We start from the raw sequence: 22,709 nt of genomic DNA, 5'->3' as shown, positions 1-22,709 counted from the left end.
TGTCCCCTTTAATGCAGGTTGGGCTGATTGCCCGCGCCTTTTTCGTCGATCATCCGGCCGGTGCGGAACCGGTCCAACCGATAGGCCGTTGCGACAGGGTGCGGTTCGTCTTTTGCAAGCAGATGCGCAAAGCAATAGCCCGAAGCCGGAGTGGCCTTGAACCCGCCATAGCACCAGCCCCCGTTGAAATAGAGGCCCTCGACCGGCGTTTGGTCAATGATCGGTGAGCCATCCATCGACATATCCATCACGCCGCCCCACATCCGCAGCAACCTGGCGCGTCCGATCATCGGCATCAATGCCATGCCACCTTCGCAAACATCCTCGACCACGGGCAAGTTGCCGCGTTGGGCATAGGTGTTATAGCCGTCAAGATCGCCACCGAACACCAGCCCGCCCTTGTCGGACTGACTGACATAAAAATGCCCCGCGCCATAGGTGATGACACTGGGCAGGACAGGCTTTAGCCCCTCAGATACAAAGGCTTGCAGAACGTGGCTTTCGATAGGCAGGCGCAGTCCGGCCATCCCCATAACGCGCCCCGAACTGCCCGCAACTGCGCACCCAACCTTGGTCGCGCCGATAAAGCCTTTGGTTGTTTCGACCCCAAGACATTTGCCATCTTCGATCCGCAGCCCGGTAACTTCACAGTTCTGGATAATATCGACGCCATGCAGGTCGGCTGACCGGGCATAGCCCCAGGCCACTGCATCATGGCGCACGGTACCGCCGCGCCGTTGAACAAGGCCGCCCTTGATCGGAAAGCGAACGTCGTCGAAATTCAGATAAGGGTGTTCGCGCCGCACCTGATCTGCGTCCAGCAATTCGGCATCGGCCCCGTTCAGGATCATCGCATTGCCACGTCGCGTATAGGCGTCACGCTGACCGTCTGTATGGAACAGATTGACGATACCGCGCTGACTGACCATTGCGTTATAGTTTAGGTCCTGCTCGAGCGCTTCCCACAGCTTCAGCGAGAACTCATAGAACGGCTCATTCCCATCCAGCAGGTAGTTCGAGCGAATGATCGTGGTGTTTCGGCCCACATTTCCGCCACCGATCCAGCCTTTCTCGATTACGGCAACATTTCGTTGGCCGTAGATTTTGGAAAGGTAATGCGCGGTTGCCAGACCATGCCCGCCGCCGCCGATTACGATGATGTCGTAATGGGCCTTAGGTTCAGGTTCACGCCAGACCGGCTTCCACCCTTTGTGGCCGGTTAGCGCCTCTTTGATAACTCGAAAGCCGGAATATCTCATGAATCGGACCTTTTCTTCCAAACTTCATTATTTTCTGGCGCGGCGATATCCCCATATGCGACATAGGTGTGTCTGAATCAGACCCTCAGGCACAAGAAATAAGGCCGGAAAACCAATCGGTGAAATCCGATACCTCGGCTGAGTTGCGAAGGACGGATAAAAAATAGCCCTCACAGGCGGGTGCGGAATCTCTGCTGGCAAGGCGGACTTTGCCCGATTTCAGGGCTTGCTCTGCGATGATAGAATTCACCAGCGCAACACCGCTGCCTGAAACGGCAAGTTGCAGGGCGAGGCCATAGGAATCCACAAAATATGATGGCTTGCGCAGTTTCTGGCCGGTGATTTCACCCCATGACGCCCAACTGTCCGATGTGCCAACGGATTCGATTAGGGGCAGTTCAAGCCAATTGCCGCTTAGATTCGGCGACACCACCGGGACAAGGCGATTGGGATTCAACGGTTTCGCATTTTTCCCGACTTGTTTTTCTGAACCAAAGCGTACCTCAATATCGGCGCGCGATGCTGCGTATTCGTCAGGCCAGATCGTGCTGACAAATCGGAGTGAGGTTTCCGGGTGCTGGGCCTGAAATTCGGGTAATGCCGGCGAGATGACCCATTCGATGATGCTGATAGAGGCTGCCACCGTGATATGGCGAGCTTTTTCTTCGGCCAAATAGGGTGAGGCTGCGGAGTGCAACATATCCAAGGCTGCCTCGACTTGTGGCAGCAGCTTCCGCCCTTCATCCGTCAAAGAAAGACCGCGCGCGTGGCGGTGGAACAGAACGACGCCCAGACGGGTTTCCAAGGCTTTGATTTGTTGGCTGACTGCGGATTGCGTCAACCCGATCTCATCTGCCGCCGCGGTCGAACTGAGCCGCCGCGCGGCCGCTTCGAACGACCGAAACCACGTTAGAGGAGGGAGTGTTTTTGCCATCGGTAACCGACCTATTAGTGCTATTAATACCTAAGGCTCAAGTTCTTTCGTTTGTCAAAAGATGTTTCTAACGGTGATATTTCCTCAAGCAGATTTGGGGAGACGGCAGTGCAGCCAAATATCAGAAAAATAGTGACTTTCGACGAAGAGGTTCTGGTTGAAGGATTTCGGGCAGCGGAACGCCCGTGGCGCATGTTTGCCGTAGCGGCGGTTGTGTCGAACCCCTGGGCTGGCCGGTATGTCGAGGATCTGAGGCCGGAAATTCTGGCCTATGGACCTGTGCTGGGGCAAATGTTGACTGACCGGATGGTCACGCTTGCAGGCGGCGGCGAGGTGATCGAAGCCTATGGCAAAGCGGCGGTTGTTGGGCTGGATGGCGAGGTCGAACATGCCTCGGGCCTGATCCACACGCTGCATTTCGGGAATTACTATCGTCAAGCGGTTGGGGCCAAGTCCTATCTGTCCTTCACCAATACCCGCGGTCCGGCGAACACTCCGATCATGGTGCCCATGATGGACAAGAATGATGCCGGGCGTAGATCGCATTATCTGACGCTGCAGTTTGCAATCCCCGACGCACCGCGCGCGGATGAAATTGTGGTCGTGCTGGGTGGCGCAACCTCGGGCCGTCCCCATCATCGGATCGGCGACCGTTATCAGGACCTCAAGGATTTGGGCCATGACGTGGACAACCCGGCCTCGGTCTGAACTCAGCACCCTGGCGGTGATTGATCAGGGCCAAGGGCCGCTGGTTATTCTGCTGCACGGGGTTGGCCTGCGGGCCGAGGCGTGGGGCGCGCAGATCGACGCCCTGGTCGCCGCGGGGTATCGTGTGTTGTGCCCGGATATGCCAGGACATGGTCAGTCGAGCTTTGATCATCCGACTGGCTTGGAGGCCTACGTGCACCGCACGGCGTCCGTGCTGACAGAGCCCGCTGTCTTGATCGGCCATTCAATGGGCGCCCTGATAGCGCTCCGACTGGCGGCGGATGTGCCAGATAGCGTTCTTGGCGTTGCGGCATTGAATGCGATCCATCGGCGTCCGGTTGCCGCGCACAAGGCCGTCGTCGCACGTGCCTCGGCCTTGGAGGTATCGGGGCCAAATGATCCCACGGTCACGTTGCAACGTTGGTTTGGCGAAGCCTCGTCCGCCGAGCGACAGGCCTGCAGGCGCTGGCTAACTGAGGTTGATCCGGCGGCCTACAAATCCGCGTATACCGCTTTTGCCGAAACGGACGGTCCTTCCGATGATGAACTGGCCCGTATCGCTTGTCCCGCCTTGTTCATGACCGGCGCGGATGAGCCGAATTCGACGCCTGAAATGTCTCGGGACATGGCGCGTTTGGTTCCCTCGGGACAAGCGTCAATCATCGCAGGTGCCGCACATATGTTGCCGATGACTCATCCCGCCGAAGTAAACGCACAGCTGTTGGAATTTGTGGGGGGGTGCCAGCCATGACAAGTATGGACCCCCGAGCTTTGCGTGACGCCTTTGGCAGCTTTATGACCGGGGTGACAGTGGTGACGGCACGGGACGAGCACGGTGCGCCGGTCGGGTTCACCGCAAACTCGTTTTCGTCTGTGTCACTTGACCCGCCATTGCTGCTGGTGTGTCCGGGGAAGTTTCTGTCCAGCCACGAAATTTTCGCCAATTGCACCCGGTTTGCGGTGAATGTGCTTGCAGATGGACAGCAAGAGATATCGAACACTTTCGCTGGGTATAAAGGGGACCGGTTTGCAAAGGTCGCGCACAGCAATGGCCTTTTTGATCTACCCCTAATCGACGGGGCGCTGGCGCAGTTTTGCTGCAAGACCCATCAGGTCCTTCCCGCCGGTGATCATACCTTATTGATCGGTGAGGTGGCAGAGTTCTCGCACTCGGTCGGGCAGGGTCTTGGATATGTCGGAGGGTCGTATTTCAGCCTGGGGCTCGAACGTGAAATCGACGCCATGGTACCGACGATCTGCGGCGCGATCATCCGCAAAGATGACAGTGTTTTGCTGGAGCAGAGCAACGGTGCCTATCGTCCCATTCAAATCGCCGGGGTTGAACGCGGCGGGCAGCGAAACCGGTTGACCCAGGGCCTGTCCGAACGTGGACTGAAGGTCGAGGTCGAACAGGTCTATTCCTCATTCGACGATGCGGAAACAAAGCAGCATTACACCTATTTTCTGGCCAGCTGTTCCCGACCAACGCCGCTTGAGGGCGCCGAATGGATCAGAACGGATGACCTTCCGAACCTAAAATACGTGTCCGGTGGTGTCCGCCACATGATGACCCGCTATGCGATGGAAGCCAAAGAGGGGGATTTCTCTCTCTACCTAGGTGACGCCTCTCAGGGCGACATTCACAGCTTACGATAAAGGAGCAGGTCAATGGAATTTTCCCTGTTTGCCCATATGGAACGTTTGTCGCCAGATCAGCCGCATGACGTTCTGTATGACGAATTCGTCAGCCTTGTGAAAATGGCGGACGAGGGCGGGATGCGCGCCGTCTGGACTGGCGAGCATCACGGGATGGAGTTCACCATCGCGCCCAATCCCTTTATCTCGCTAGTCGATCTGGCTCATCACACCCGGAATGTACGGCTGGGGACGGGTACGGTAGTCGCCCCGTTCTGGCATCCGATCAAATTGGCCGGAGAGGCCGCCGCGGCAGATCAGATTACCAAAGGCCGGATCGAGCTGGGGATCGCACGCGGCGCATATTCTTATGAGTATGAGCGCCTGATGCCGGGGATGGATGCTTGGGAAGCGGGCCAACGGATGCGGGAAACAACCCCTTTGCTTCCGCGAATCTGGCAGGGCGATTGTGCGCATGAGGGTGAGTTTTATTCCTTTCCGGCAACCACATCTGCGCCGAAACCGTTTCAGAAAAACGGTCCGCCGATCTGGATCGCAGCGCGGGACCCCAATAGTCATGAATTCGGTGTCCACAACGGGTTTAACATCCAGGTCACCCCCCTGTGGCAGGGCATGGAAGAGATTGAAACGCTGATGGACCGCTTCAATGCAGCCTGCGACAGCCATACCGGACCGCGCCCCAAAATCATGCTGTTGCATCACACATATGTCGGCAAAGACGCAGACGATGTTGCACAAGGCGTTCAGGAATTGCGCCGGTATTACAACTATTTCGGTGCCTGGTTCATGAATAAACGCCCGGTCGAGCAAGGGTTGATCCAACGGATCACCCAGGACGAGATGGATGCCAATCAGATGTACACAAATGATAAGCTGACGCGCGACCTGACGGTTGGTACAGCGCAGCAGGTTATCGACCGGATCAAACGTTATGAAGATTTGGGCTATGATGAGTTTTCGTTCTGGGTCGACAGCGGGATGACGAACGAGCGAAAACGTGCCTCTTTGGCGCGGTTCATCGACGATGTCATGCCAGCCTTTCAGTGAGGAACACTATGGGAAATCTACCGCATTTTCAGCTTTTCATTGATGGCGCCTGGTCTGAGGGGGCGACGTCTCAGGTTATGACATCTGCAAATCCCGCAACTGGGCAGGGGTGGGCTACGTTTTCCTGTGCGGCACCTGAGGATGTCGACAGGGCAGTCGCCGCCGCCAAACGTGCGCTTGATGATCCGCAATGGCGCGACATGACGGCCACAGCGCGCGGCAAGCTTCTTTATCGCCTGGCCGACCTGGTTGCCGAAAACGCTGCACGGCTTGGAGAATTTGAGACAACAGACAGCGGCAAACTGCTGGCAGAAACCTCGGCGCAAACTGGGTATGTCGCGGATTATTACCGCTATTTCGCAGGGCTTGCGGATAAGGTTGAAGGGACGGTTCTGCCCATCGACAAGCCGGATATGCATGTGTTTACCACGCGCGAACCCATTGGTGTTGTCGCGGCTATTGTGCCCTGGAATGCACAAATGTTCCTGACAGCGACCAAGTTGGGCCCGGCGCTTGCGGCTGGGTGTACCGTCGTGCTGAAGGCGTCCGAAATCGCACCCGCCCCGATGCTGGAATTCGCGCGTTTGATTGAACAGGCAGGATTCCCCGCGGGCGTTGTCTCGGTCATCACCGGGGATGCGGAAAACTGTGCAATTCCACTAACCCGCCATCCCGATCTGGATCGCATCGCCTTTACCGGTGGCCCCGAGACAGCGCGCCATGTGGTCAGGAATTCCGCCGAAAACTTCGCCGTCACCTCGCTGGAGCTTGGTGGCAAATCGCCGATACTTGTTTTTGAAGACGCGGATCTGGATGGGGCCGCAAATGGCCTGATCGCTGGAAACTTTGGCGCGTCGGGGCAAAGTTGCGTTGCGGGCACGCGCGGGCTGGTGCAGCGATCCGTTCTGCAAGATCTGATCGGCCGCATCAAAGAAAAGGCGGGTGCAATCGTTCTGGGTGACCCGCTGGAGGCCGGTACCCATGTCGGACCGCTATGTACCATGGCGCAAGTGAACAAGATCGAAGAGACCCTGGCCAAGTCAGCGGAGCAGGGGGCCGTGGTCCATTTCGGAGGGCAACCTGCGGATCGGCCCGGCAATTACATGAACCCAACCCTGGTCGAGTGCATATCGCCCGAGACCGAGACGTTGAAAGTTGAGATGTTTGGCCCGGTCATGTCTCTGCTGCCATTCGATACCGAAGAAGAGGCCATCGCGTTAGCCAACAGCACAGTCTTTGGGCTGGGTTCAGGTGTGTTTACGCAGAACCTGGCGCGGGCGCATCGGGTGTCCAAGCGGATCAAGTCCGGGATTTGTTGGGTTAATACCTATCGCGCGATCTCTCCTATCGCGCCGTTTGGCGGGTTCAATCAATCAGGGTATGGTCGTGAAGCCGGGGTTGAAGCCATCCTCGATTACACCCGGACCAAGACCATCTGGATCAGCACCTCGCAAGAGCCGATGGCGAACCCGTTTGTGATGCGCTAGGTCTGTTGTCAGACAGATATCGGAGCGCGGTCATGAAGTTGAAACATCCGAATTTTAAACCTCCGGCAGACGCAAATGACCGGAAGGAGTTCCCTCCGGTCATTTGCTATCCGCCCGAAACGATGCCGCAACCTGATCTGGTTGCGTTGACCGACCTGAGGCAGCATGCGGTGAAAACCGCCGAAGTCATAGCAGCCCCGCGTGATGCAGCCTGTATTGAAGTGCCCGCGGGGGCCTTTATTCGGGTGGTGTCGGTCGATGGCGCGCAGGTCGGTGATCTGAACATGTGGAACAAGCACGACCTGACCGAACGGTTCTATTCCGGCAAAACCCGCGCGCTGCATGGCACGCATCTGTCGACCGGGGATCGGATGTGGTCAAGTTTTCCAAATATGCGACCCATGGCGACCATCGTCACGGATACTCTGGATTGGTATGGGTTCGATTCATACGGCGGATCCGTGCATGACGTGATCGGGACCCGCTGTGACCCCTATACCGGGCGATTGCTGTCTGGCGATGACTACCATTATTGCTGCCATTCCAACTTGACACGCGCTTTGGCCAGCCATTGTGGCCTGCCGCTGCATGAGGCCGAAATGCACGTCCACGACGTGTTGAACGTCTTCATGTGCACCGGATTTACGCAGGACACAGGCCAATACTTCATGAAGGCAAGCCCGGTGCGTCCGGGTGATTATCTGGAATTCTACGCCGAGATTGACCTGATCGTCGGCCTTTCAGCTTGTCCCGGGGGCGATTGCTCGTCCGAGCATTCCTCGGACGCAGCCGCTTGTTATCCATTGGTTATGGAAGTCTATGACCCCGGTGAAGACATCCGAAACGCGCATATTCAGCCCAAGCGATCTGCTTATGATCGCACCCATGGGGCAGGTTAAGAGGTCAGGCGTTGCCCAAGCCGGTCCAGCATCTGACAGCATAGGTCGAGCTGTTCGATCTCGACGTACTCATCTGCTTTATGGGCCTGTGTGATCGAGCCGGGACCGCAGACAATCGCATGGGTGCCAAGCTGCTGAAACAGGCCAGCTTCAGTGGCGAATGACACAACACCTGTTCCGTTCGCCCCAGTCAGCTCGGCAACCAGTTTGCGGGCGGCGTTTTCTTCCATCGGCTCAAGACCTGCAACCTCGGCCGTGATATCCTGCGTGATGCTGGCTTCACTATGGACGGCCTGCATTTCGGGTAGCAGGCCTTGGGTCACATAGTCAGACAGGGTTTGCTTGACGAAATCCGCATCGCTGGCCTGAACCGGGCGCATTTCCCAGCCGACATCGGCTTTGCTGGCAATGACGTTATGGGCGACGCCGCTATTGAAGAACCCCACGTTTATAGTGGTCCAGGGTGGCTCGAAGGGGCTGTTTGTTGGCGCGCGGGATTTCAATATCTGACGCAGTTCCAGAAGTTTTCCTACATAGCGTGCCGCGTATTCCGCCGCATTAACCCCATCATCCGGGGCCGAGCTGTGTCCTTCGAGCCCGACAAATCGTGTCGTGTATTCATAGCACCCCTTATGCCCTTCGATCAGGCACATTTCGGTGGGCTCTCCGATTATTGCGATATCCGGCACTATTCCTCGTTCGGAAAGATCGTTCACCATGTTCTGCGCGCCCAAACATCCGGTTTCTTCATCATAGGTGAAGGCAAAGTGCAGCGGTTGGGTCAGTTTTCTGGCATCCAGCGTTTCGGCAAGTGCAAGTGCGGCGGCGATGAAGCCCTTCATGTCACAGGTGCCACGTCCGTAAAGTCTGCCATCTTTCTCGGTCATCAAAAACGGGTCTGATGTCCAGTTCTGATCCGCGACGGGAACCACATCCGTGTGGCCGGATAACAAGATGCCGCCGGGAATGTCTGGGCCCATGGAAGCAAATACATTGGCCTTGGTGCCAGTATCATCCCGGGTTTCGATGCAGCGTGCACCCAAGGCCTGCAACCTGTCCCTTAGATAGCTGATGATCTTAAGATTGCTGTCTGCAGATACCGTTTCAAACGCGATCAGATCGGCGAGGATATCTTGGGTTCTTTGCAGGGTCATGGCTTTACAAACAGCTTTCTTGGGCGGTTACAGAAACATTCGGCAGGACCGGTATCGGTGATCAGGATCGACTCGGTGATCTCTAACCCCCAGTCATTCAACCAGAGGCCAGGCATAAAGTGAAACGTCTTGCCAGGTTCCTGGATTGTCTCATCCTCGGGACACAGAGATATCGTGCGCTCACCCCAGTCCGGGAGATAGCTCAGACCTACTGGATAGCCACAGCACGCGCGGCTTTCAATGTGGACGTATCTGACAATCAGGCATCCACACTGTACGTCGTTCCCATTTGTATCCTGATTGCGTCCCCACTAGATCGGGTCTGCGTCATGAAAGACCGAAACGCCCTGATGGACGTAGAACGACCACCCCTCGTTTCCGGTTAGCCACGTCATGTTCGAAGGATCTTCGAAGAACAGCGCGTCCAGCCCGGCCTTGGCCACGGCTTTTCGTGATTGGACAGACGACGGTCATATTCCCCCCGAGTGAATGCCGGATTCACTTGGCTCATCGGATCCTCGTGTCGTGATTAGAGACGTGTTGACAGAACTTTACGAATCCGATCACGTCAATGGACAACTCAGGAAGGAAATACTGTTGAAACTCAGTTCAAACCCACACCGCGGCAAGGAAAAATTGATTCCTGATGCTCCATTTCCTTCGATAAACGCGGCTCGCGTAGCTGATTTGTTAACAGTATGCCCTGCAGCAGCGGAAACCAATCTGGTAGAAGCCAAGGATTTGGCCAATGTCGCCGATCTATGGGTCAAAGATGAGCGTGGGCGTATGAACCTCGGGTCATTCAAGGCTTTGGGGGCTGCCTATGTCATCGCCCGTCACGCTGCTGATCTGGCGCAGACACCGGATGAGTCTACTTTACGCGGGAAAACCTATGTCACCGCTAGCGCGGGTAACCACGGGATGAGTGTAGCAGCAGGTGCACGGATATTTGGGGCTGATGCAGTGGTCTATATCGCCGAAACCGTACCTGAAAGTTTCGCGGAACGCCTTCGTGCGCAAAAAGCCAGGGTCGTTCGTCAAGGTACGGATTATGCCGCCAGTATGGAGGCTGCTGGCAAAGCGGCGCAGGATAACGGTTGGACATTGCTATCTGACAGTTCGTGGGACGGGTATTACGAGCTGCCGCACACCCTGATGGAGGGATATCTGCAGATGGCTGCAGAAGCGGTGCGCCAATGCCCAAATGCGCCCACGCATATCATTTTGCAGGCCGGGGTAGGTGGGCTAGCAGGGTCGGTTGCAGCTTATGCGCGCCATGCCTGGGGTGATGGACCCAAAATCATTGTCGTGGAACCCGAAGCGGCCCCTGCGTTGCAAGCCAGTATCGAAGCAGGTACCTGCGTCTTTGCGGATGGGCCTGACAGCATCATGGGGCGGCTGGACTGTAAAGAACCATCGCTGATCGCGCTGAATGGTCTGGCGCGGGATGCAGACTGTTTTCTGACGCTCTCGGATGACGACGTGGTGCGGTATTTACCGGCCATGGCAGAGGCTGGGTTGGCGACAACTGCTTCGGGCGGGGCGGGCGTCGCAGCAGCGATGAATGCAGATGTCTGCGAGGCCCTGAACATTGGAAGCGATGCCCAAGTTCTGTGCATTTTATCCGAAGTACCGGATTGAAGAAGGCCAAGAAGCATCTGAATCCTGCCCTGGAATAAGCGCAGGAAGCGGCAAGTTAAGAGGGTGCAACTGCCCCCAAAGGCAGAATCCGATTGCGCCTGAAAACGCGGGGTTCGCAAATCCGTACCTCTGCCCTATCAAAATGAGATTAATAGCCCCCCAAAGCGCGGTTTCTAGATTGGATTGCACCAGATAATTTTGGCGTTTTCCAATCGGTCAAGGAATTTCGACATGCGAATCTCTCAGCAACTCAGTATCGATGTCGAGGTCTGGGCTGGGAGATGCGGCGGTTTAAATAGCAATTATAACTCATTTAAATAATTAGATTTATGTTGTTGATTGGGAAGTTAAATAGAAGCGAATGAAGCAAGTTAATTACGCCATTCAAGGCCTTGCGTTGCGGACGAGATATCGAAATATCAGTTGAGCTGAAGTGAATTACAGGATTCTTTGTCGCCTAGCTGTCACATTTATGGTTGCGTGGTTGGTCCCCCATGTCCTTAAATAGGGTGGACTGGTCTTTGAGATCCGGATGAACCGGGCAAGCAAAGACCGCACAGGGGAGCCAAGTTGGTAATGTCAAATGACGCAGCGTTCGTCGAATTTCAGCGTGTTCAAAAATCTTATGACGGCGAGATACTCGTCGTAAAAGACCTTAATCTCTCGATGCCAAAAGGTGAGTTTCTAACTATGCTCGGCCCCTCGGGGTCAGGCAAGACAACTTGCCTAATGATGTTGGCCGGATTTGAAACCGCTACTCATGGCGAAATCATGTTGGACGGACGCCCGATCAACAACATTCCACCACATAAGCGCGGGATTGGCATGGTGTTCCAAAACTATGCATTGTTCCCGCATATGACTGTGGCTGAAAACCTTTCGTTCCCGCTTGAAGTGCGCAACATCGGCAAAAGCGATCGGGAAGAAAAAGTGAAGCGTGCGCTGGATATGGTCCAGATGGGCGCCTTTGGCAGCCGTCGTCCGGCGCAACTGTCCGGCGGTCAGCAGCAGCGGATCGCCTTGGCCCGTGCTTTGGTGTTCGAGCCTGAGCTAGTTTTGATGGACGAACCGCTGGGCGCGCTGGACAAGCAATTGCGCGAACATATGCAGTTCGAGATTACCCGTCTGGCGCATGAGCTGGGGATTACGACAGTTTACGTGACCCACGACCAGACAGAGGCGCTGACGATGTCGGATCGCGTGGCCGTGTTCGACGACGGACGCATCCAGCAGCTTGCGCCGCCGGATCTGCTCTATGAAGAGCCCGAAAATAGCTTTGTTGCCCAGTTCATTGGTGAAAACAACACCTTGGAAGGCGCTGTTAAGTCAATCGACGGCGACTCGTGCGTGGTTGCACTGGATGATGGATCAGAAATTGACGCCAAACCGGTCAATGTCAGCGCTGCTGGTGAACGGACCAAAGTTTCAATCCGCCCCGAACGGGTGGAGTTCAACAAAGATCGCCTGCATGCCGATGCGCATACGCTAAAGGCGACTGTCAAAGAATTCATCTATATGGGTGATGTCTTCCGGTTCCGCCTATCTGTGGCGGGCAATGAAGACTTTATCATCAAGACCCGAAACGCTCCCGATGCGGTTCGGTTGTCGCCCGGCCAGGAAGTTGAAATCGGTTGGTTGGCCCATGATTGCCGGGCACTTGACGCCTGATGAAGAACGTCCCCTGGTGGATCGCTGGGGGGTAAATGGCGGCCGGGTTGCCCCGTGATCCGGTCTGTTCAGAAATTTACGGGTATAACAGGGAGTTAACAATGAAAGTTAAAACCACTTTGATGGCAAGCGCCATTGTTGCCGTGGCCGGAGGCGCCATGGCCGAGGAGATGACGATTGTCTCGTGGGGCGGCGCCTATTCCAAGTCACAGCTGAAGGCGTATCACGAGCCCTATTCTGAAAAGAGCGGCATCACTATCCTTAACGATGACAGCTCGGCCGAAGCGGTTGCCAAGCTGCGGGCAATGAACGAAGCGGGCAACATCACCTGGGACGTAGTGGATGTTGTTGCTGCGGACGCAATTCGTCTGTGTGACGAAGGTCTGGCGATGGAGATCGACCCCGACACCATGCTGGCCCCGGCGCCCGACGGCACCTCGGCTGCCGATGATTTCGGTGACCTGCTGGTCAGCGAGTGCTTTATCCCGCAGATCGTGTATTCGACTACATTCGGCTATCGTACAGACCTGGTAGGTGACACACCTCCGACCGATGTCTGCGCCGTATTTGATCTGGAGGCCTATCCGGGCAAGCGTTCACTGGAAAAGCGCGCCATCAACAACATGGAATGGGCGCTGATCTGTGACGGCGTCGCCAAAGATGACGTTTATGACGTTCTGGCGACCCCTGAAGGTCAGGATCAGGCGTTGGCGAAACTGGGAACCATCAAGGACAACGTCGTCTGGTGGTCCGCGGGTGCCGACACGCCGCAGCTTCTGGCCGATGGCGAGATCATCATGGGCTCGACCTATAACGGCCGTCTGTTCAGCGTGATCGAAGAGCAGAAGCAGCCCGTCGCCATGCTGTGGGACGCGCAGATCTTTGACCTGGACGGCTGGATCATCCCCGCCGGTCTGAGCGAAGAGCGTCAGCAGCGTGCGCTGGACTACATCATGTTCGCAACGGACACGCAGCGTCTGGCGGATCAGGCCAAGTACATCTCGTACGGTCCGGCCCGTGCCTCTTCGGCTCCGCTGGTTGGTCAGCATGCCGAGCTTGGCATCGACATGGCGCCGCACATGCCGACCGACCCGGAAAACGCCAAGAACACGTTCCTGTATAACTACGAGTTCTGGGCGGATTACCGCGATGACATCGAAGCGAAATTCCAGGCTTGGCTTGCGAAATAATCGTTTGATTTCATGAAACAGTCGGGGGCGGTGCGCCGCCCCCAGACCCAAGCAGAGTCAAGGGGCACAGATGACTGACGCAAGCCAAAATGCGGGGCCGATGCTGGCAGCGGACGGAACGCCGCTCAAGCAATCTCTGGCACGTTCACTGCGGCGGCAAAAGTTACGAGCATTGATGCTCGTCGCTCCGCTTCTGCTATTTGTCATGTTTTCCTTTATCGTGCCGATTGCTTCAATGCTGTTCCGCTCGGTTGAAAACAGCATGGTTTCAGAGACCCTCCCGCTTACTGTGGAAGCCCTGCAAAGCTGGGATGCCCAAAGCGGTGAGCTTCCGGACGAAGCAGTATACGACGCATTTGTTCGCGATATGGTCGTTGCCGTTGATAGCAAAACCCACACCCGCCTTGGCTCGCGTCTGAACTACGAAGAGACTGGCATGTCTTCTTTGTTCCGCCGCTCTGGCCGGAAAATGGGCAAGCTTGACCCTGAAACCGATGGACCGTTCAAGGAACAGATCATAGAGATTCACGAGGGCTGGGGCGATCCTAAGACATGGGCAGTGATCAAGACCCATTCGCCAACGGTTACCAATGGTTATTTCCTGAACGCGGTCGATATGCGCCGCACGCCCGAAGGCGCGCAGTCGCAGCCTGAAGACAAGCAGATTCTGATCAAGCTGTTTGGCCGCACATTGTTCATGTCGCTGGTGATTACGGTGTCCTGCATCTTGTTGGCCTATCCGGTTAGCTACCTGCTGGCGACCCTGCCGATGCGGGTGTCGAACCTGCTGATGATCCTCGTTCTCTTGCCTTTCTGGACCTCACTTCTGGTGCGGACCTCGGCGTGGAAAGTGATGTTGCAACAGCAGGGCGTGATTAATGAAACATTGGTCTGGCTTGGACTTGTGGCCGATGATGCACGACTGGTGATTATCAATAACCAGATCGGCACGATCATTGCGATGACGCATATCCTGCTGCCGTTCATGATCCTGCCGATGTATTCAGTGATGCAGACGATCCCGGTGACTTACACGCGGGCGGCGAAATCCATGGGCGCGACCAACTGGACGACCTTCTGGCGCATCTACTTCCCACAATCCATTCCGGGTATCGGAGCGGGCTCGATCCTCGTGTTCATTCTGTCGATCGGTTACTACATCACGCCTGAAATCGTTGGCGGCACAAAAGGTGTCTTCATCTCGAACCGGATTGCCTATCACATCTCGTCCTCGCTGAACTGGGGGCTGGCTGCGGCCTTGGGTACAATCCTGCTGGGTGTCGTCATGCTGCTCTACTGGGTCTACGACAAGATCGTGGGCATTGATAATGTGAAGTTGGGATAATCGACATGGCTGCACTTACACCGATATCCCGCAAACCGCTCTCCATGGTTCTGCCCAGTGTCGCCTTGGCGGGTGCCTTCGCCGGCGTCTTTGTCGGCGCGGGCAACGGCTCGATCCTTTTGGGCATTCTGGGTGGCGCAGCTCTGATCGCCGCGCTGGCCTGGGTCTACATCAACGTTCTGAAGAACGAAAAACTGGCGCGCTGGATCAATATCCTGGGTTTCGGCATCATCGGTTTCCTGTTGTCAGGTCCGATGGGTGGCATTCTGGGCCTGTTGGGCGGTTGGTTTTTTATCTTCTTTATCTATTGGCTCTATGAAGGCCGGTATCGCCGTAAACTGCTCAGCTATCTGACGCCAAAACAGGTATTCTATCACTATCTGTTCCGGGTTATCTGCGGTGCGATCTTCGTGTTCCTGATCACCCCGATCCTTGTGGTTCTGCCGCTGTCGTTCAACGCGCAGGACTTCTTTACCTTCACCCCTGAGATGCTGAGTCTGGACCCCGAAGGGTATTCGCTGAAGCATTACCGCGATTTCTTCACCAACAATGAATGGCAGCGCAGCTTCAAGAACTCGCTGATCATCGCGCCGATTGCGACGATCATCTCGGTCTCGCTGGGCACGTTGGCGGCCATCGGCCTCAGCCAGAGCCACGTACCCGGCCGCCGCGTCATCATGGGCGTCCTGATCTCGCCGATGATCGTGCCGTTGATCATCTCGGCCACCGGCATGTTCTTCTTCTACAGCGATATCGGTCGCTTCATGGAAGGCACGCTGGGCATGAACAAGAACTTCGTGGGCTATGTGAAAGTTGTCCTTGCCCACGCCGTTCTGGGCATCCCCTTCGTCATCATCACCGTGACTGCGACGCTGGTGGGCTTTGATCGCTCTCTGACGCGGGCGGCGGCGAATATGGGCGCGGGCCCGGTGCGGACGTTTTTCAAGATTCAGATGCCCCTGATCCTGCCGGGCGTGATCTCGGGCGGCCTCTTCGCCTTTATTACCTCGTTCGATGAGGTGGTTGTTGTGCTGTTCGTTGGCTCTGCCAGCCAGAAGACACTTCCATGGCAGATGTTCACCGGCCTGCGCGAACAGATCAGCCCGACCATTCTGGCAGTAGCGACCATCCTTGTGGTGATCTCGATTGCGCTGTTGACCACGGTAGAACTGCTGCGGAGGCGGTCTGAACGCATGCGGGGACTCAGTCCCGCTTGACGCGACTCACAAGGTGATTTAGCGATTTCACCATGCACCCCGGTCACGATGGCGTCGTGACATCTAGGCGGGTGCATGGCTCTCGGTTCCCGAGGCCGCTTGTCCTGAACGCCGGGACTTGTGGCCGGGCTTTGCCTGTCCGGCATCGAGGAGAGACCAAGATGAATGATCTAAACAATCGCCCCGAATTCTTTACCTGCCACAACGGTGACAAGGCGCCTTTGCCCTTTAGTAAGGCAGAATATGCACGCCGTCTGGCCAGCTTGCGCGCCACGATGGCCGCCCGCGATATTCCAGCAGTTCTGCTGACTTCCATGCAAAACATCGCCTATTACTCAGGCTTCTTGTATTGCTCGTTCGGGCGTCCCTACGGTTGCGTTGTCACTCAGGACAAATGCACCACCGTGTCGGCCAATATCGACGCCGGCCAGCCTTGGCGTCGCTCGGTTGAAGACAACGTGATCTATACCGACTGGAAGCGGAACAATTACTGGCGCGCGGTGGCTGATCTGATTGGATCAGCCGGTCGGGTCGGGATCGAAGGCGATCACATGACCCTGGCAATGCGCGACACCGCGCTGGATATGCTGGGCGGGCCGGAATTGGTGGATATTGCACCTGACACGATGGCCGCACGTATGGTCAAGTCAGCTGAAGAGATCGCGCTGATCAAAGGCGGCGCACACACTGCAGATGTGGGCGGCGCAGCCATTCACGCGGCGATCCGCGAAGGCGCGACCGAGATCGATATCGCCATGGCAGGCCGTGACGCGATGGAGGCCGAGATTGCTCGTGCCTATCCAGAGGCCGAGTACCGCGACACCTGGGTCTGGTTTCAATCCGGCCTGAACACTGATGGCGCACATAACCCGGTCACCAAGCGGGCGCTGGAAAAGGGCGATATCCTGTCGCTGAACACATTCCCGATGATCTCGGGCTATTACACTGCGCTGGAACGCACCTTGTTTCTGGGCGAACCCGACGCCGATAGCCTGCGCATCTGGAAGGCAAACGTCGCCGCACATGAGTTGGGGTTGAGCCTGATCAAACCGGGCGCGACCTGCTCGGGGATCACGGCTGAGATCAACCGTTTCTTCGCCGACGAAGGCCTGCTGCAATACCGGTCCTTTGGCTATGGCCATTCCTTCGGCATACTCAGCCATTACTACGGTCGTGAAGCGGGTCTTGAACTGCGCGAGGATATCGACACGGTTTTGGAACCCGGCATGGTCGTGTCCATCGAGCCGATGCTGTGGATTCCTGAAGGACAGCCCGGTGCCGGTGGCTATCGTGAGCATGACATTCTAGTGGTCGAAGAGGCCGGTGCCGAGAACATCACCGGCTTCCCCTATGGGCCAGAACACAACACGATCAGCGCCTGATCACATGGGCAGGAAGGGCGATCAGCCCTTCTTGCCCCGTTCGTGAAAGATGAAGCCGATAAAGTTCAGCAGCACCTGTGCCGCCAGAATCTGCGTGCTTTCGGTTGGGTCGTAACTTGGGGCGACTTCAACAAGGTCGATCCCGACCACGTCACCGCGTTTCGCCAGCCCCTGAAGAATTTCCAGCACATCGTAATACAAAAACCCGCCATGGCTGGGCGTACCCGTACCAGGTGCGATTGAGGGGCAAAACGCGTCGATATCAATCGTAACGTAATACCGCGCGCCCTCGGGGATGCGTTCAACCACGCCCTCGGTGCCCAGTTTGCGCACCTGTCGTACGGACAAGATGTCCGAGCCGCGAGCGCGGGCATCCTCATACCCTTCCTTGGCGGTTGATGACACGTTTCGAATGCCCAGCTGGGTCATGCCCGAGACGTACGGCTTTTCAATCGCCCGCCGCATCGGATTGCCGTGGCCAGCAGTGACGCCATGACGCTCGTCAACGAAATCCAGATGCGCGTCGATCTGGACCACATGGATCGGACCGTTCTGCGCGCAATCTGAGGCAAAGGCGTTGATGCAGGGGATATTCACCGAATGATCGCCGCCGATGGTGACGGGCAGGGCGCCTGCGGACAGAATACGTTCGACGCCGTATTGAATATTGGCGTGGCTCTCATCTGTCTTGGTGTGGATAATATCGGCATCCCCAATATCGACCATCCGCACCGATCCATCCAGATAAGTGGCGTCATCCTCATGGTCATAGGCCCCGGCATGGCCAAAGCTGAACAGGGTTGAGGCCTCGCGTACAGCACGGGGGCCAAAGCGCGCGCCGGACCTCCATTGAGTGCCAAAGTCGAAAGGCGCCCCCATGACTGCGACATCCGCGTCGATATTGTCCCAATCCTCGACATACGGCGCTTTGCCGAAGGTCGAAATGCCGACGAAAGGCAGATTAAGCCGCCCACCGCTATACCCATGTGATGACATGGCGAGTTTCCCGTTTCTTGCTGTTCAACGGCAGCTTAGACAGGAATTCATAGCTGCGATAGGTGGGGGCTGTGGGCTTGATTATCCGATTGTGCGAAGTGTATCTGGTGCAGGCATTATAAAGGAACAGCCGTGGGCCATCATGAACTGCCACCGGGAACGGGTGTCTACTATATCAATCTGGATCGGGTACCCGAGCGGCGCAACTTTATGGAGGCACAGTTCGCCCATACCGGGCTGATCGGGGCCGCGCGTTTCAGTGCGACCGACGCGCAACAAGAAGGCGCACTGGATGGTCACGGCTATGTTGCCGGTTCCGGCAGCCGCTGGGGTCTGAAACAAAGTGAAGTCGCTTGTTTCGAAAGCCATCGCGCCGTTTGGAAGCGTGCCGTTCAGCAAGACCTGAAGGCTGTTGCGATCTTTGAAGACGATGTCGAAATGTCGACCCAAGCTGGCGGTGTGATTGCCAGATTGCTCGAAGCAGGGTCAGGGTTCGACTTCCTAAAGCTGGACTATTCCCCCCGGGTGCTGCGGTTTGGGCCAGAACTACAGATTTCCGGCGTACCGGTTCGCCCGATGCTGGAAATGGCACCCAGCGCGGCCGCATATATCCTGTCGCAGGCGGCCTGCCGTAAATTGCTGATGTGGTCCGAGAAATACTCGGATCACCTGGATGATTTCGTATCTATCCCCCGCCCGGATTGGCAAATGTATCAGTGTTTTCCAGCAGTCGGCGTTCAAATGATCTGGTCGAAACAGCAAGATCAGGCTGAAGATTCCGTGAAAGTCAGTGAACGTTCACAAAACAGAAAGACCAATAGCGGTCTGGATAAGGGACCCCTGTGGTTTCGCATTCGTCGCGAATTGCAGGCCGCGAAACGCAAGTTGTATTGGCGCCAGAGAGGCGAAGCCCGATTGCTTGAAAGCGGGGGGTATGTCGGATTTATCCCCTGTGCCGAAGACCTGAGGGTTTAGTTTAGATCATGAGCTGATCACGTCTTTTCAACCAAGCAAAAATAGTAATTCTCGATAAGCGTTAACAAAACTGTCAATTTGATATAAACTTCCAGTGTTGTTGGTGTTTTTCCGGTTTGGGGTTGGTGTGGGTCAGACAATCTATGAGCATTATGGCGGTTTCAAAACGATCAGTCGGATCGTAATGACTTTTTACGAAATGGCACTGGAGTCTGATCAGATCGGTGACCATTTCGAAGATATCGACATGCCAAGGCTGATTGATCACCAGACCAAGTTCGTATCGTCTCTGATCGGTGGTCCGACATCATTTAGCGATGATCGAATTGAAGCGGTTCACAGAAATCTGAACATCTCGCACGCAGATTTTGACGAAATGGCAGATCTGTTTGGTGAAGCGCTGGCGTTACATGGAATGGAAGATCGGCACGTAAAGATTGCCTTGGGAGCGATCGAATCCAAACGCGCAATTATTGTTACGCGCGATGCGGCATGAGTATTCTTGCGATCAATGAACAACTGCTGCGCGCGATCGGTGTTGGTGTCGCAGTGGTTCGGGCGTCAGATCTTACATTCGTATTCTGCAATGGCCCTTTTCAGGAATGGTTTGGCCCACCGGCTAATGGACAGACATTGTTGGATATTTTTCCTGACCTTGATGCGCGTGAACTTGAAGACGTAAAGCAATCGGGGCTCAGATACTCGGTCGAATTGCAGATCAAGCCGAAACGCAGGACATTGGTTTTCGCAACGGCAGTTTCTCTGGCAAACGGTCTTTCGGAACAGGTTCTGGTCATCGAGTTTCAGAACATCACCAAAATCCGCGAACTTGAAAGCATGATTGACAGCTACTCGACCATGGTCGAACGCAACACGCGCGAGTTGGAGCGTGAGAAAGAGCGGGTTGAAAGGCTGTTGCTGAACCTGATGCCGCGCGCTGTTTATGAAGAATTCAAGACATTCGGTGTGGTCACGCCGCAGCTTTACGATCAGGTGTCAGTTGTGATGCTGGACTTTGTGGGGTTCACGGATTTTGCCGCCAAGACGGACCCGACGGTTACCCTAAGCGAGTTGAATGACATCTTTACGGCCTTTGACCGGATTGTCGAACAGTTCGGATGTGAGCGGATCAAGACTATTGGCGATGCTTATCTTGCGGTGTCAGGCATGCCGGATGCTACGCCAGATCATGCGACTGCTGCTGCCCATTGTGCGGTCAGGTTCCTTCGCTATCTTGAGCGGAGAAATGAAAGCCATCCGCACAAGTGGCAGGCACGTGTGGGGCTGGGTATGGGGCCAGCGGTAGGATCTGTGGTTGGTATTCAGAAATATGTCTATGATGTTTTCGGGCCCGCCGTGAACATCGCTTCCCGGCTACAAGTCTTTGCAAACCCAATGAATATTGTTGCGCCTGAAGAAATGAAATACGCCCTGATTGACGAGTTTCAGGTCTCTGATATCGGGCGTGTGGACATCAAGGGTATGGGTGAGATGGATCTGATTAATGTCACATCCGGTCTCAGCATACCGCAACGGAAACCGGTGTTCTGACGGCCTTATTCGTCCGGAGGCACCAGCCCTAGTCCCCGCAAATAAATACCGATCCCCGTTTCCAAAAGATCTTCGGGCGGGAAGGGTGCGGTGGCGCCGGTGTTACGGGCAAACAATTCGACTACACCGTGACTCAGCGCCCAGATATGTGCGCTGAACATTGAAGCCGGCGGACGTTTTTCCGGCGGAATATGTTGCGACAGATCGGCTGCAGCTTTTTCTAGAACATCTCTGGCCCGGTTTGCAGCCAGGGCAAGTTCTGGGGTGCGGTTGACGGAAATCCCACTTTCGAACATCGCGATATAGTGGCCAGGATTCTTGCGAGCAAAGGCCAGATAGGCGCGCCCGGTTGCTTCGAATGCAGCCAGCGCCGAAGGCTGGCCTTTGTCATAAGCGAATTGAATTAGATCGGCGAACATCTCGAACCCCTGACGCGCCGCCTCGGCGATCAGGTCCTCGCGCCCGTGATAGTGGCGATAAACAGCTGCAGGCGTGACGCCTGCCGCTTTTGCAGCTTCTGACAGGGTGAACCCGGTCGGACCCTTTTCCTCGATCAGGGACAGAGCTGCGTCGATCAGAGCCTGTTTCAGGTTGCCGTGGTGATACCCGCGTTTTGTCATCCCTGATTCAGACGCCTTTTTTGTACAATTCTTGAGGAACTAAGACATAAACCGGTAGCACGTATTCGTCCAATCTTTGTGATGATATTGGCCGGCAAGAAAGATCAGGCATCCCAGATATCTGGCCCGCCACATATCTTGGTGTCGATATCGCCAATCGCATTTTTGTCCTTTTCATCATAGTCCAGCGCATGAAGCACGGTTTGGATTGCTGCCAGCCTTGCCCGTTTCTTGTCGTCGGAACGAACTATGGTCCAGGGGCAGGCTTCGCTGTGACTGCGTGTAAGGGTTTCGGAAATCGAAGCAGAGTATTCATCCCATTTGTCCAAACCAGCGATATCGATTGGGCTTAGTTTCCAGTGTTTCAATGGGTCCGTTTCGCGCGCAAGAAACCGGTTCAACTGCTCGGCCCGTCCGACGTTCAACCAGAACTTGAACAAGCGGATACCATCGTCACACAGGCCGGTCTCTAACGGCAGAACCTGTCGGAAGAAGCGTTCACGCTGTTCTGTGTTGCAGAACCCAAACACATTTTCCACCACGCCGCGGTTATACCAGCTGCGGTCAAAGAACACGATTTCTCCGGCTGCGGGCAGATGTGGGATATAGCGCTGAAAATACCATTGGCTGCGCTCTTGATCCGATGGCTTGCTGAGCGCAACGTTCCGGGCCCCACGCGGGTTCAGGTTCTCACGGAACCGCTTGATTGTCCCGCCTTTTCCAGCGGCATCACGGCCTTCGAAGATAACAGCGACACGCTGGCCGGTTTCCTTCACCCAAAGCTGCATTTTCACAAGCTCGATCTGCAGGGACTGCATTTGTTTCTCATACGCCTTACGCTTCATGCGTTCGTCATAGGGGTATGTAGGGTTCAGAATGTCATCCTTATCGGCCTCTTTGATCTCGTTCCGGACTTCTTCTGGTGCACGTTTTTTGTAATATTCCTCGATGGTGCCTTTGCCAGTTCGTGTCATGAGTCA

General features: G+C 55.8%; 22 protein-coding genes and 1 pseudogene. 15 read left to right on the top strand and 8 right to left on the bottom strand.

All coding sequences use genetic code 11. The annotated features are described in order from the left end of the window. Positions 1-8: 8 nt before the first annotated feature. Both AC2FIZ_RS04070 and AC2FIZ_RS04065 read right to left on the bottom strand, forming a co-directional pair. Entirely contained in the window at positions 9-1,259 is a 1,251-nt protein-coding gene (locus AC2FIZ_RS04070; RefSeq protein ID WP_496790627.1) for a sarcosine oxidase subunit beta family protein, read from the bottom strand. Between the two features lie 85 nt (positions 1,260-1,344). After that, the gene (locus AC2FIZ_RS04065) at positions 1,345-2,193 is read right to left on the bottom strand and encodes a LysR family transcriptional regulator (protein ID WP_496790626.1); all 849 of its coding nucleotides are present in this window, start codon (positions 2,191-2,193) and stop codon (positions 1,345-1,347) included. Between the two features lie 108 nt (positions 2,194-2,301). Between AC2FIZ_RS04065 and AC2FIZ_RS04060 the strand changes: the two genes are divergently transcribed. Genes AC2FIZ_RS04060 through AC2FIZ_RS04035 form a run of 6 tightly spaced genes read left to right on the top strand, consistent with a single transcriptional unit; the run spans position 2,302 to position 7,990 of the window. Further along, on the top strand, positions 2,302-2,901 hold the full coding sequence (locus tag AC2FIZ_RS04060) for an amino acid synthesis family protein (protein WP_142634190.1): 600 nt from the start codon (positions 2,302-2,304) through the stop codon (positions 2,899-2,901). Next, complete coding sequence (locus tag AC2FIZ_RS04055; RefSeq protein ID WP_271946763.1) at positions 2,873-3,652, top strand: alpha/beta fold hydrolase; 780 nt, start codon at positions 2,873-2,875, stop codon at positions 3,650-3,652. Before AC2FIZ_RS04060 ends, AC2FIZ_RS04055 begins: the two co-directional genes overlap by 29 nt. Continuing rightward, positions 3,649-4,557 carry a flavin reductase family protein gene (locus AC2FIZ_RS04050; RefSeq protein ID WP_271946765.1) on the top strand — a complete coding sequence of 303 codons (909 nt, stop codon included), beginning with the start codon at positions 3,649-3,651 and terminating at the stop codon, positions 4,555-4,557. Before AC2FIZ_RS04055 ends, AC2FIZ_RS04050 begins: the two co-directional genes overlap by 4 nt. A 12-nt stretch (positions 4,558-4,569) precedes the next feature. Further along, positions 4,570-5,604 carry an LLM class flavin-dependent oxidoreductase gene (locus AC2FIZ_RS04045; protein WP_271946767.1) on the top strand — a complete coding sequence of 345 codons (1,035 nt, stop codon included), beginning with the start codon at positions 4,570-4,572 and terminating at the stop codon, positions 5,602-5,604. Between the two features lie 8 nt (positions 5,605-5,612). Then, complete coding sequence (locus AC2FIZ_RS04040; RefSeq protein ID WP_281972196.1) at positions 5,613-7,091, top strand: aldehyde dehydrogenase; 1,479 nt, start codon at positions 5,613-5,615, stop codon at positions 7,089-7,091. A 32-nt stretch (positions 7,092-7,123) separates the two neighbouring features. Continuing rightward, positions 7,124-7,990, top strand: a complete 867-nt coding sequence (locus AC2FIZ_RS04035) for an urea carboxylase-associated family protein (protein WP_281972195.1) — start codon at positions 7,124-7,126, stop codon at positions 7,988-7,990. On the opposite strand, the gene argE is transcribed toward AC2FIZ_RS04035, so the two are convergent. The 3 genes and pseudogenes from argE to AC2FIZ_RS04020 all read right to left on the bottom strand — a co-directional run bounded on the left by argE (position 7,987) and on the right by AC2FIZ_RS04020 (position 9,587). Further along, positions 7,987-9,144, bottom strand: coding sequence for an acetylornithine deacetylase (gene argE, locus AC2FIZ_RS04030; protein WP_496790624.1), 1,158 nt, complete (start codon positions 9,142-9,144; stop codon positions 7,987-7,989). The two genes, AC2FIZ_RS04035 and argE, sit on opposite strands and share 4 nt — an antisense overlap. Continuing rightward, a pseudogene (locus AC2FIZ_RS04025) lies at positions 9,141-9,386 on the bottom strand (ectoine hydrolase DoeA); the annotation flags it as partial. The gene argE and the pseudogene AC2FIZ_RS04025, both read right to left, overlap by 4 nt. A 69-nt stretch (positions 9,387-9,455) precedes the next feature. Then, a complete protein-coding gene (locus tag AC2FIZ_RS04020) occupies positions 9,456-9,587 on the bottom strand; it encodes a hypothetical protein (protein WP_425595910.1) in 132 nt (43 codons plus the stop codon). Positions 9,588-9,741: 154 nt separating this feature from the next. On the opposite strand from AC2FIZ_RS04020, the gene AC2FIZ_RS04015 reads away from it, so the two are divergent. The 6 genes from AC2FIZ_RS04015 to AC2FIZ_RS03990 all read left to right on the top strand — a co-directional run bounded on the left by AC2FIZ_RS04015 (position 9,742) and on the right by AC2FIZ_RS03990 (position 17,587). Continuing rightward, positions 9,742-10,785 (top strand): pyridoxal-phosphate dependent enzyme, encoded by a 1,044-nt coding sequence (locus AC2FIZ_RS04015; RefSeq protein WP_281994707.1) that lies wholly within the window; start codon positions 9,742-9,744, stop codon positions 10,783-10,785. A 576-nt stretch (positions 10,786-11,361) separates the two neighbouring features. Beyond that, positions 11,362-12,453, top strand: coding sequence for an ABC transporter ATP-binding protein (locus AC2FIZ_RS04010; protein ID WP_142634174.1), 1,092 nt, complete (start codon positions 11,362-11,364; stop codon positions 12,451-12,453). Between the two features lie 101 nt (positions 12,454-12,554). Continuing rightward, on the top strand, positions 12,555-13,643 hold the full coding sequence (locus AC2FIZ_RS04005) for an extracellular solute-binding protein (protein ID WP_142634172.1): 1,089 nt from the start codon (positions 12,555-12,557) through the stop codon (positions 13,641-13,643). A gap of 70 nt (positions 13,644-13,713) precedes the next feature. Beyond that, complete coding sequence (locus tag AC2FIZ_RS04000) at positions 13,714-14,988, top strand: ABC transporter permease (protein ID WP_271946783.1); 1,275 nt, start codon at positions 13,714-13,716, stop codon at positions 14,986-14,988. A gap of 5 nt (positions 14,989-14,993) precedes the next feature. Then, entirely contained in the window at positions 14,994-16,205 is a 1,212-nt protein-coding gene (locus tag AC2FIZ_RS03995; RefSeq protein WP_281994705.1) for an ABC transporter permease, read from the top strand. 161 nt (positions 16,206-16,366) lie between these two features. Further along, a complete protein-coding gene (locus AC2FIZ_RS03990; RefSeq protein ID WP_496790623.1) occupies positions 16,367-17,587 on the top strand; it encodes an aminopeptidase P family protein in 1,221 nt (406 codons plus the stop codon). Positions 17,588-17,608: 21 nt separating this feature from the next. Here AC2FIZ_RS03990 and speB read toward each other — a convergent pair whose 3' ends face one another. Beyond that, the gene (gene speB / locus AC2FIZ_RS03985; RefSeq protein ID WP_281994703.1) at positions 17,609-18,583 is read right to left on the bottom strand and encodes an agmatinase; all 975 of its coding nucleotides are present in this window, start codon (positions 18,581-18,583) and stop codon (positions 17,609-17,611) included. 132 nt (positions 18,584-18,715) lie between these two features. Between speB and AC2FIZ_RS03980 the strand changes: the two genes are divergently transcribed. The 3 genes from AC2FIZ_RS03980 (at position 18,716) to AC2FIZ_RS03970 (ending at position 21,109) form a co-directional block, all read left to right on the top strand. Next, a complete protein-coding gene (locus tag AC2FIZ_RS03980) occupies positions 18,716-19,558 on the top strand; it encodes a glycosyltransferase family 25 protein (protein ID WP_281972190.1) in 843 nt (280 codons plus the stop codon). Between the two features lie 94 nt (positions 19,559-19,652). Next, positions 19,653-20,054, top strand: coding sequence for a group I truncated hemoglobin (locus tag AC2FIZ_RS03975; RefSeq protein ID WP_345741800.1), 402 nt, complete (start codon positions 19,653-19,655; stop codon positions 20,052-20,054). Then, a complete protein-coding gene (locus AC2FIZ_RS03970) occupies positions 20,051-21,109 on the top strand; it encodes an adenylate/guanylate cyclase domain-containing protein (RefSeq protein ID WP_271946800.1) in 1,059 nt (352 codons plus the stop codon). Before AC2FIZ_RS03975 ends, AC2FIZ_RS03970 begins: the two co-directional genes overlap by 4 nt. Before the next feature lie 5 nt (positions 21,110-21,114). Here AC2FIZ_RS03970 and AC2FIZ_RS03965 read toward each other — a convergent pair whose 3' ends face one another. Together AC2FIZ_RS03965 and ppk2 are read right to left on the bottom strand one after the other, a co-directional pair. Next, a complete protein-coding gene (locus AC2FIZ_RS03965; RefSeq protein WP_142634158.1) occupies positions 21,115-21,729 on the bottom strand; it encodes a TetR/AcrR family transcriptional regulator in 615 nt (204 codons plus the stop codon). A 104-nt stretch (positions 21,730-21,833) separates the two neighbouring features. Next, complete coding sequence (gene ppk2 / locus AC2FIZ_RS03960; protein ID WP_496749036.1) at positions 21,834-22,703, bottom strand: polyphosphate kinase 2; 870 nt, start codon at positions 22,701-22,703, stop codon at positions 21,834-21,836. Positions 22,704-22,709: the final 6 nt, after the last annotated feature.

The sequence above is a fragment of the Ruegeria sp. CDSB022 genome, from assembly GCF_059611145.1.
The sequence above is the reverse complement of the archived record's forward strand: the minus strand, read 5'-3'. Positions and strand labels throughout refer to the sequence as shown.

Coding starts and splice junctions, on each gene's coding strand:
- AC2FIZ_RS04055 (WP_271946763.1), top strand. CDS start 2,873: ATGACGTGGACAACCCGGCCTCGGTCTGAACTCAGCACCCTGGCGGTG.
- AC2FIZ_RS04050 (WP_271946765.1), top strand. CDS start 3,649: ATGACAAGTATGGACCCCCGAGCTTTGCGTGACGCCTTTGGCAGCTTT.
- AC2FIZ_RS03990 (WP_496790623.1), top strand. CDS start 16,367: ATGAATGATCTAAACAATCGCCCCGAATTCTTTACCTGCCACAACGGT.
- ppk2 (WP_496749036.1), bottom strand. CDS start 22,703: ATGACACGAACTGGCAAAGGCACCATCGAGGAATATTACAAAAAACGT.
- AC2FIZ_RS03970 (WP_271946800.1), top strand. CDS start 20,051: ATGAGTATTCTTGCGATCAATGAACAACTGCTGCGCGCGATCGGTGTT.
- AC2FIZ_RS04040 (WP_281972196.1), top strand. CDS start 5,613: ATGGGAAATCTACCGCATTTTCAGCTTTTCATTGATGGCGCCTGGTCT.
- argE (WP_496790624.1), bottom strand. CDS start 9,144: ATGACCCTGCAAAGAACCCAAGATATCCTCGCCGATCTGATCGCGTTT.
- AC2FIZ_RS04045 (WP_271946767.1), top strand. CDS start 4,570: ATGGAATTTTCCCTGTTTGCCCATATGGAACGTTTGTCGCCAGATCAG.
- AC2FIZ_RS04000 (WP_271946783.1), top strand. CDS start 13,714: ATGACTGACGCAAGCCAAAATGCGGGGCCGATGCTGGCAGCGGACGGA.
- AC2FIZ_RS04010 (WP_142634174.1), top strand. CDS start 11,362: ATGTCAAATGACGCAGCGTTCGTCGAATTTCAGCGTGTTCAAAAATCT.
- AC2FIZ_RS04005 (WP_142634172.1), top strand. CDS start 12,555: ATGAAAGTTAAAACCACTTTGATGGCAAGCGCCATTGTTGCCGTGGCC.
- AC2FIZ_RS04035 (WP_281972195.1), top strand. CDS start 7,124: ATGAAGTTGAAACATCCGAATTTTAAACCTCCGGCAGACGCAAATGAC.
- AC2FIZ_RS03965 (WP_142634158.1), bottom strand. CDS start 21,729: ATGACAAAACGCGGGTATCACCACGGCAACCTGAAACAGGCTCTGATC.
- AC2FIZ_RS04065 (WP_496790626.1), bottom strand. CDS start 2,193: ATGGCAAAAACACTCCCTCCTCTAACGTGGTTTCGGTCGTTCGAAGCG.
- AC2FIZ_RS03995 (WP_281994705.1), top strand. CDS start 14,994: ATGGCTGCACTTACACCGATATCCCGCAAACCGCTCTCCATGGTTCTG.
- AC2FIZ_RS04070 (WP_496790627.1), bottom strand. CDS start 1,259: ATGAGATATTCCGGCTTTCGAGTTATCAAAGAGGCGCTAACCGGCCAC.
- speB (WP_281994703.1), bottom strand. CDS start 18,583: ATGTCATCACATGGGTATAGCGGTGGGCGGCTTAATCTGCCTTTCGTC.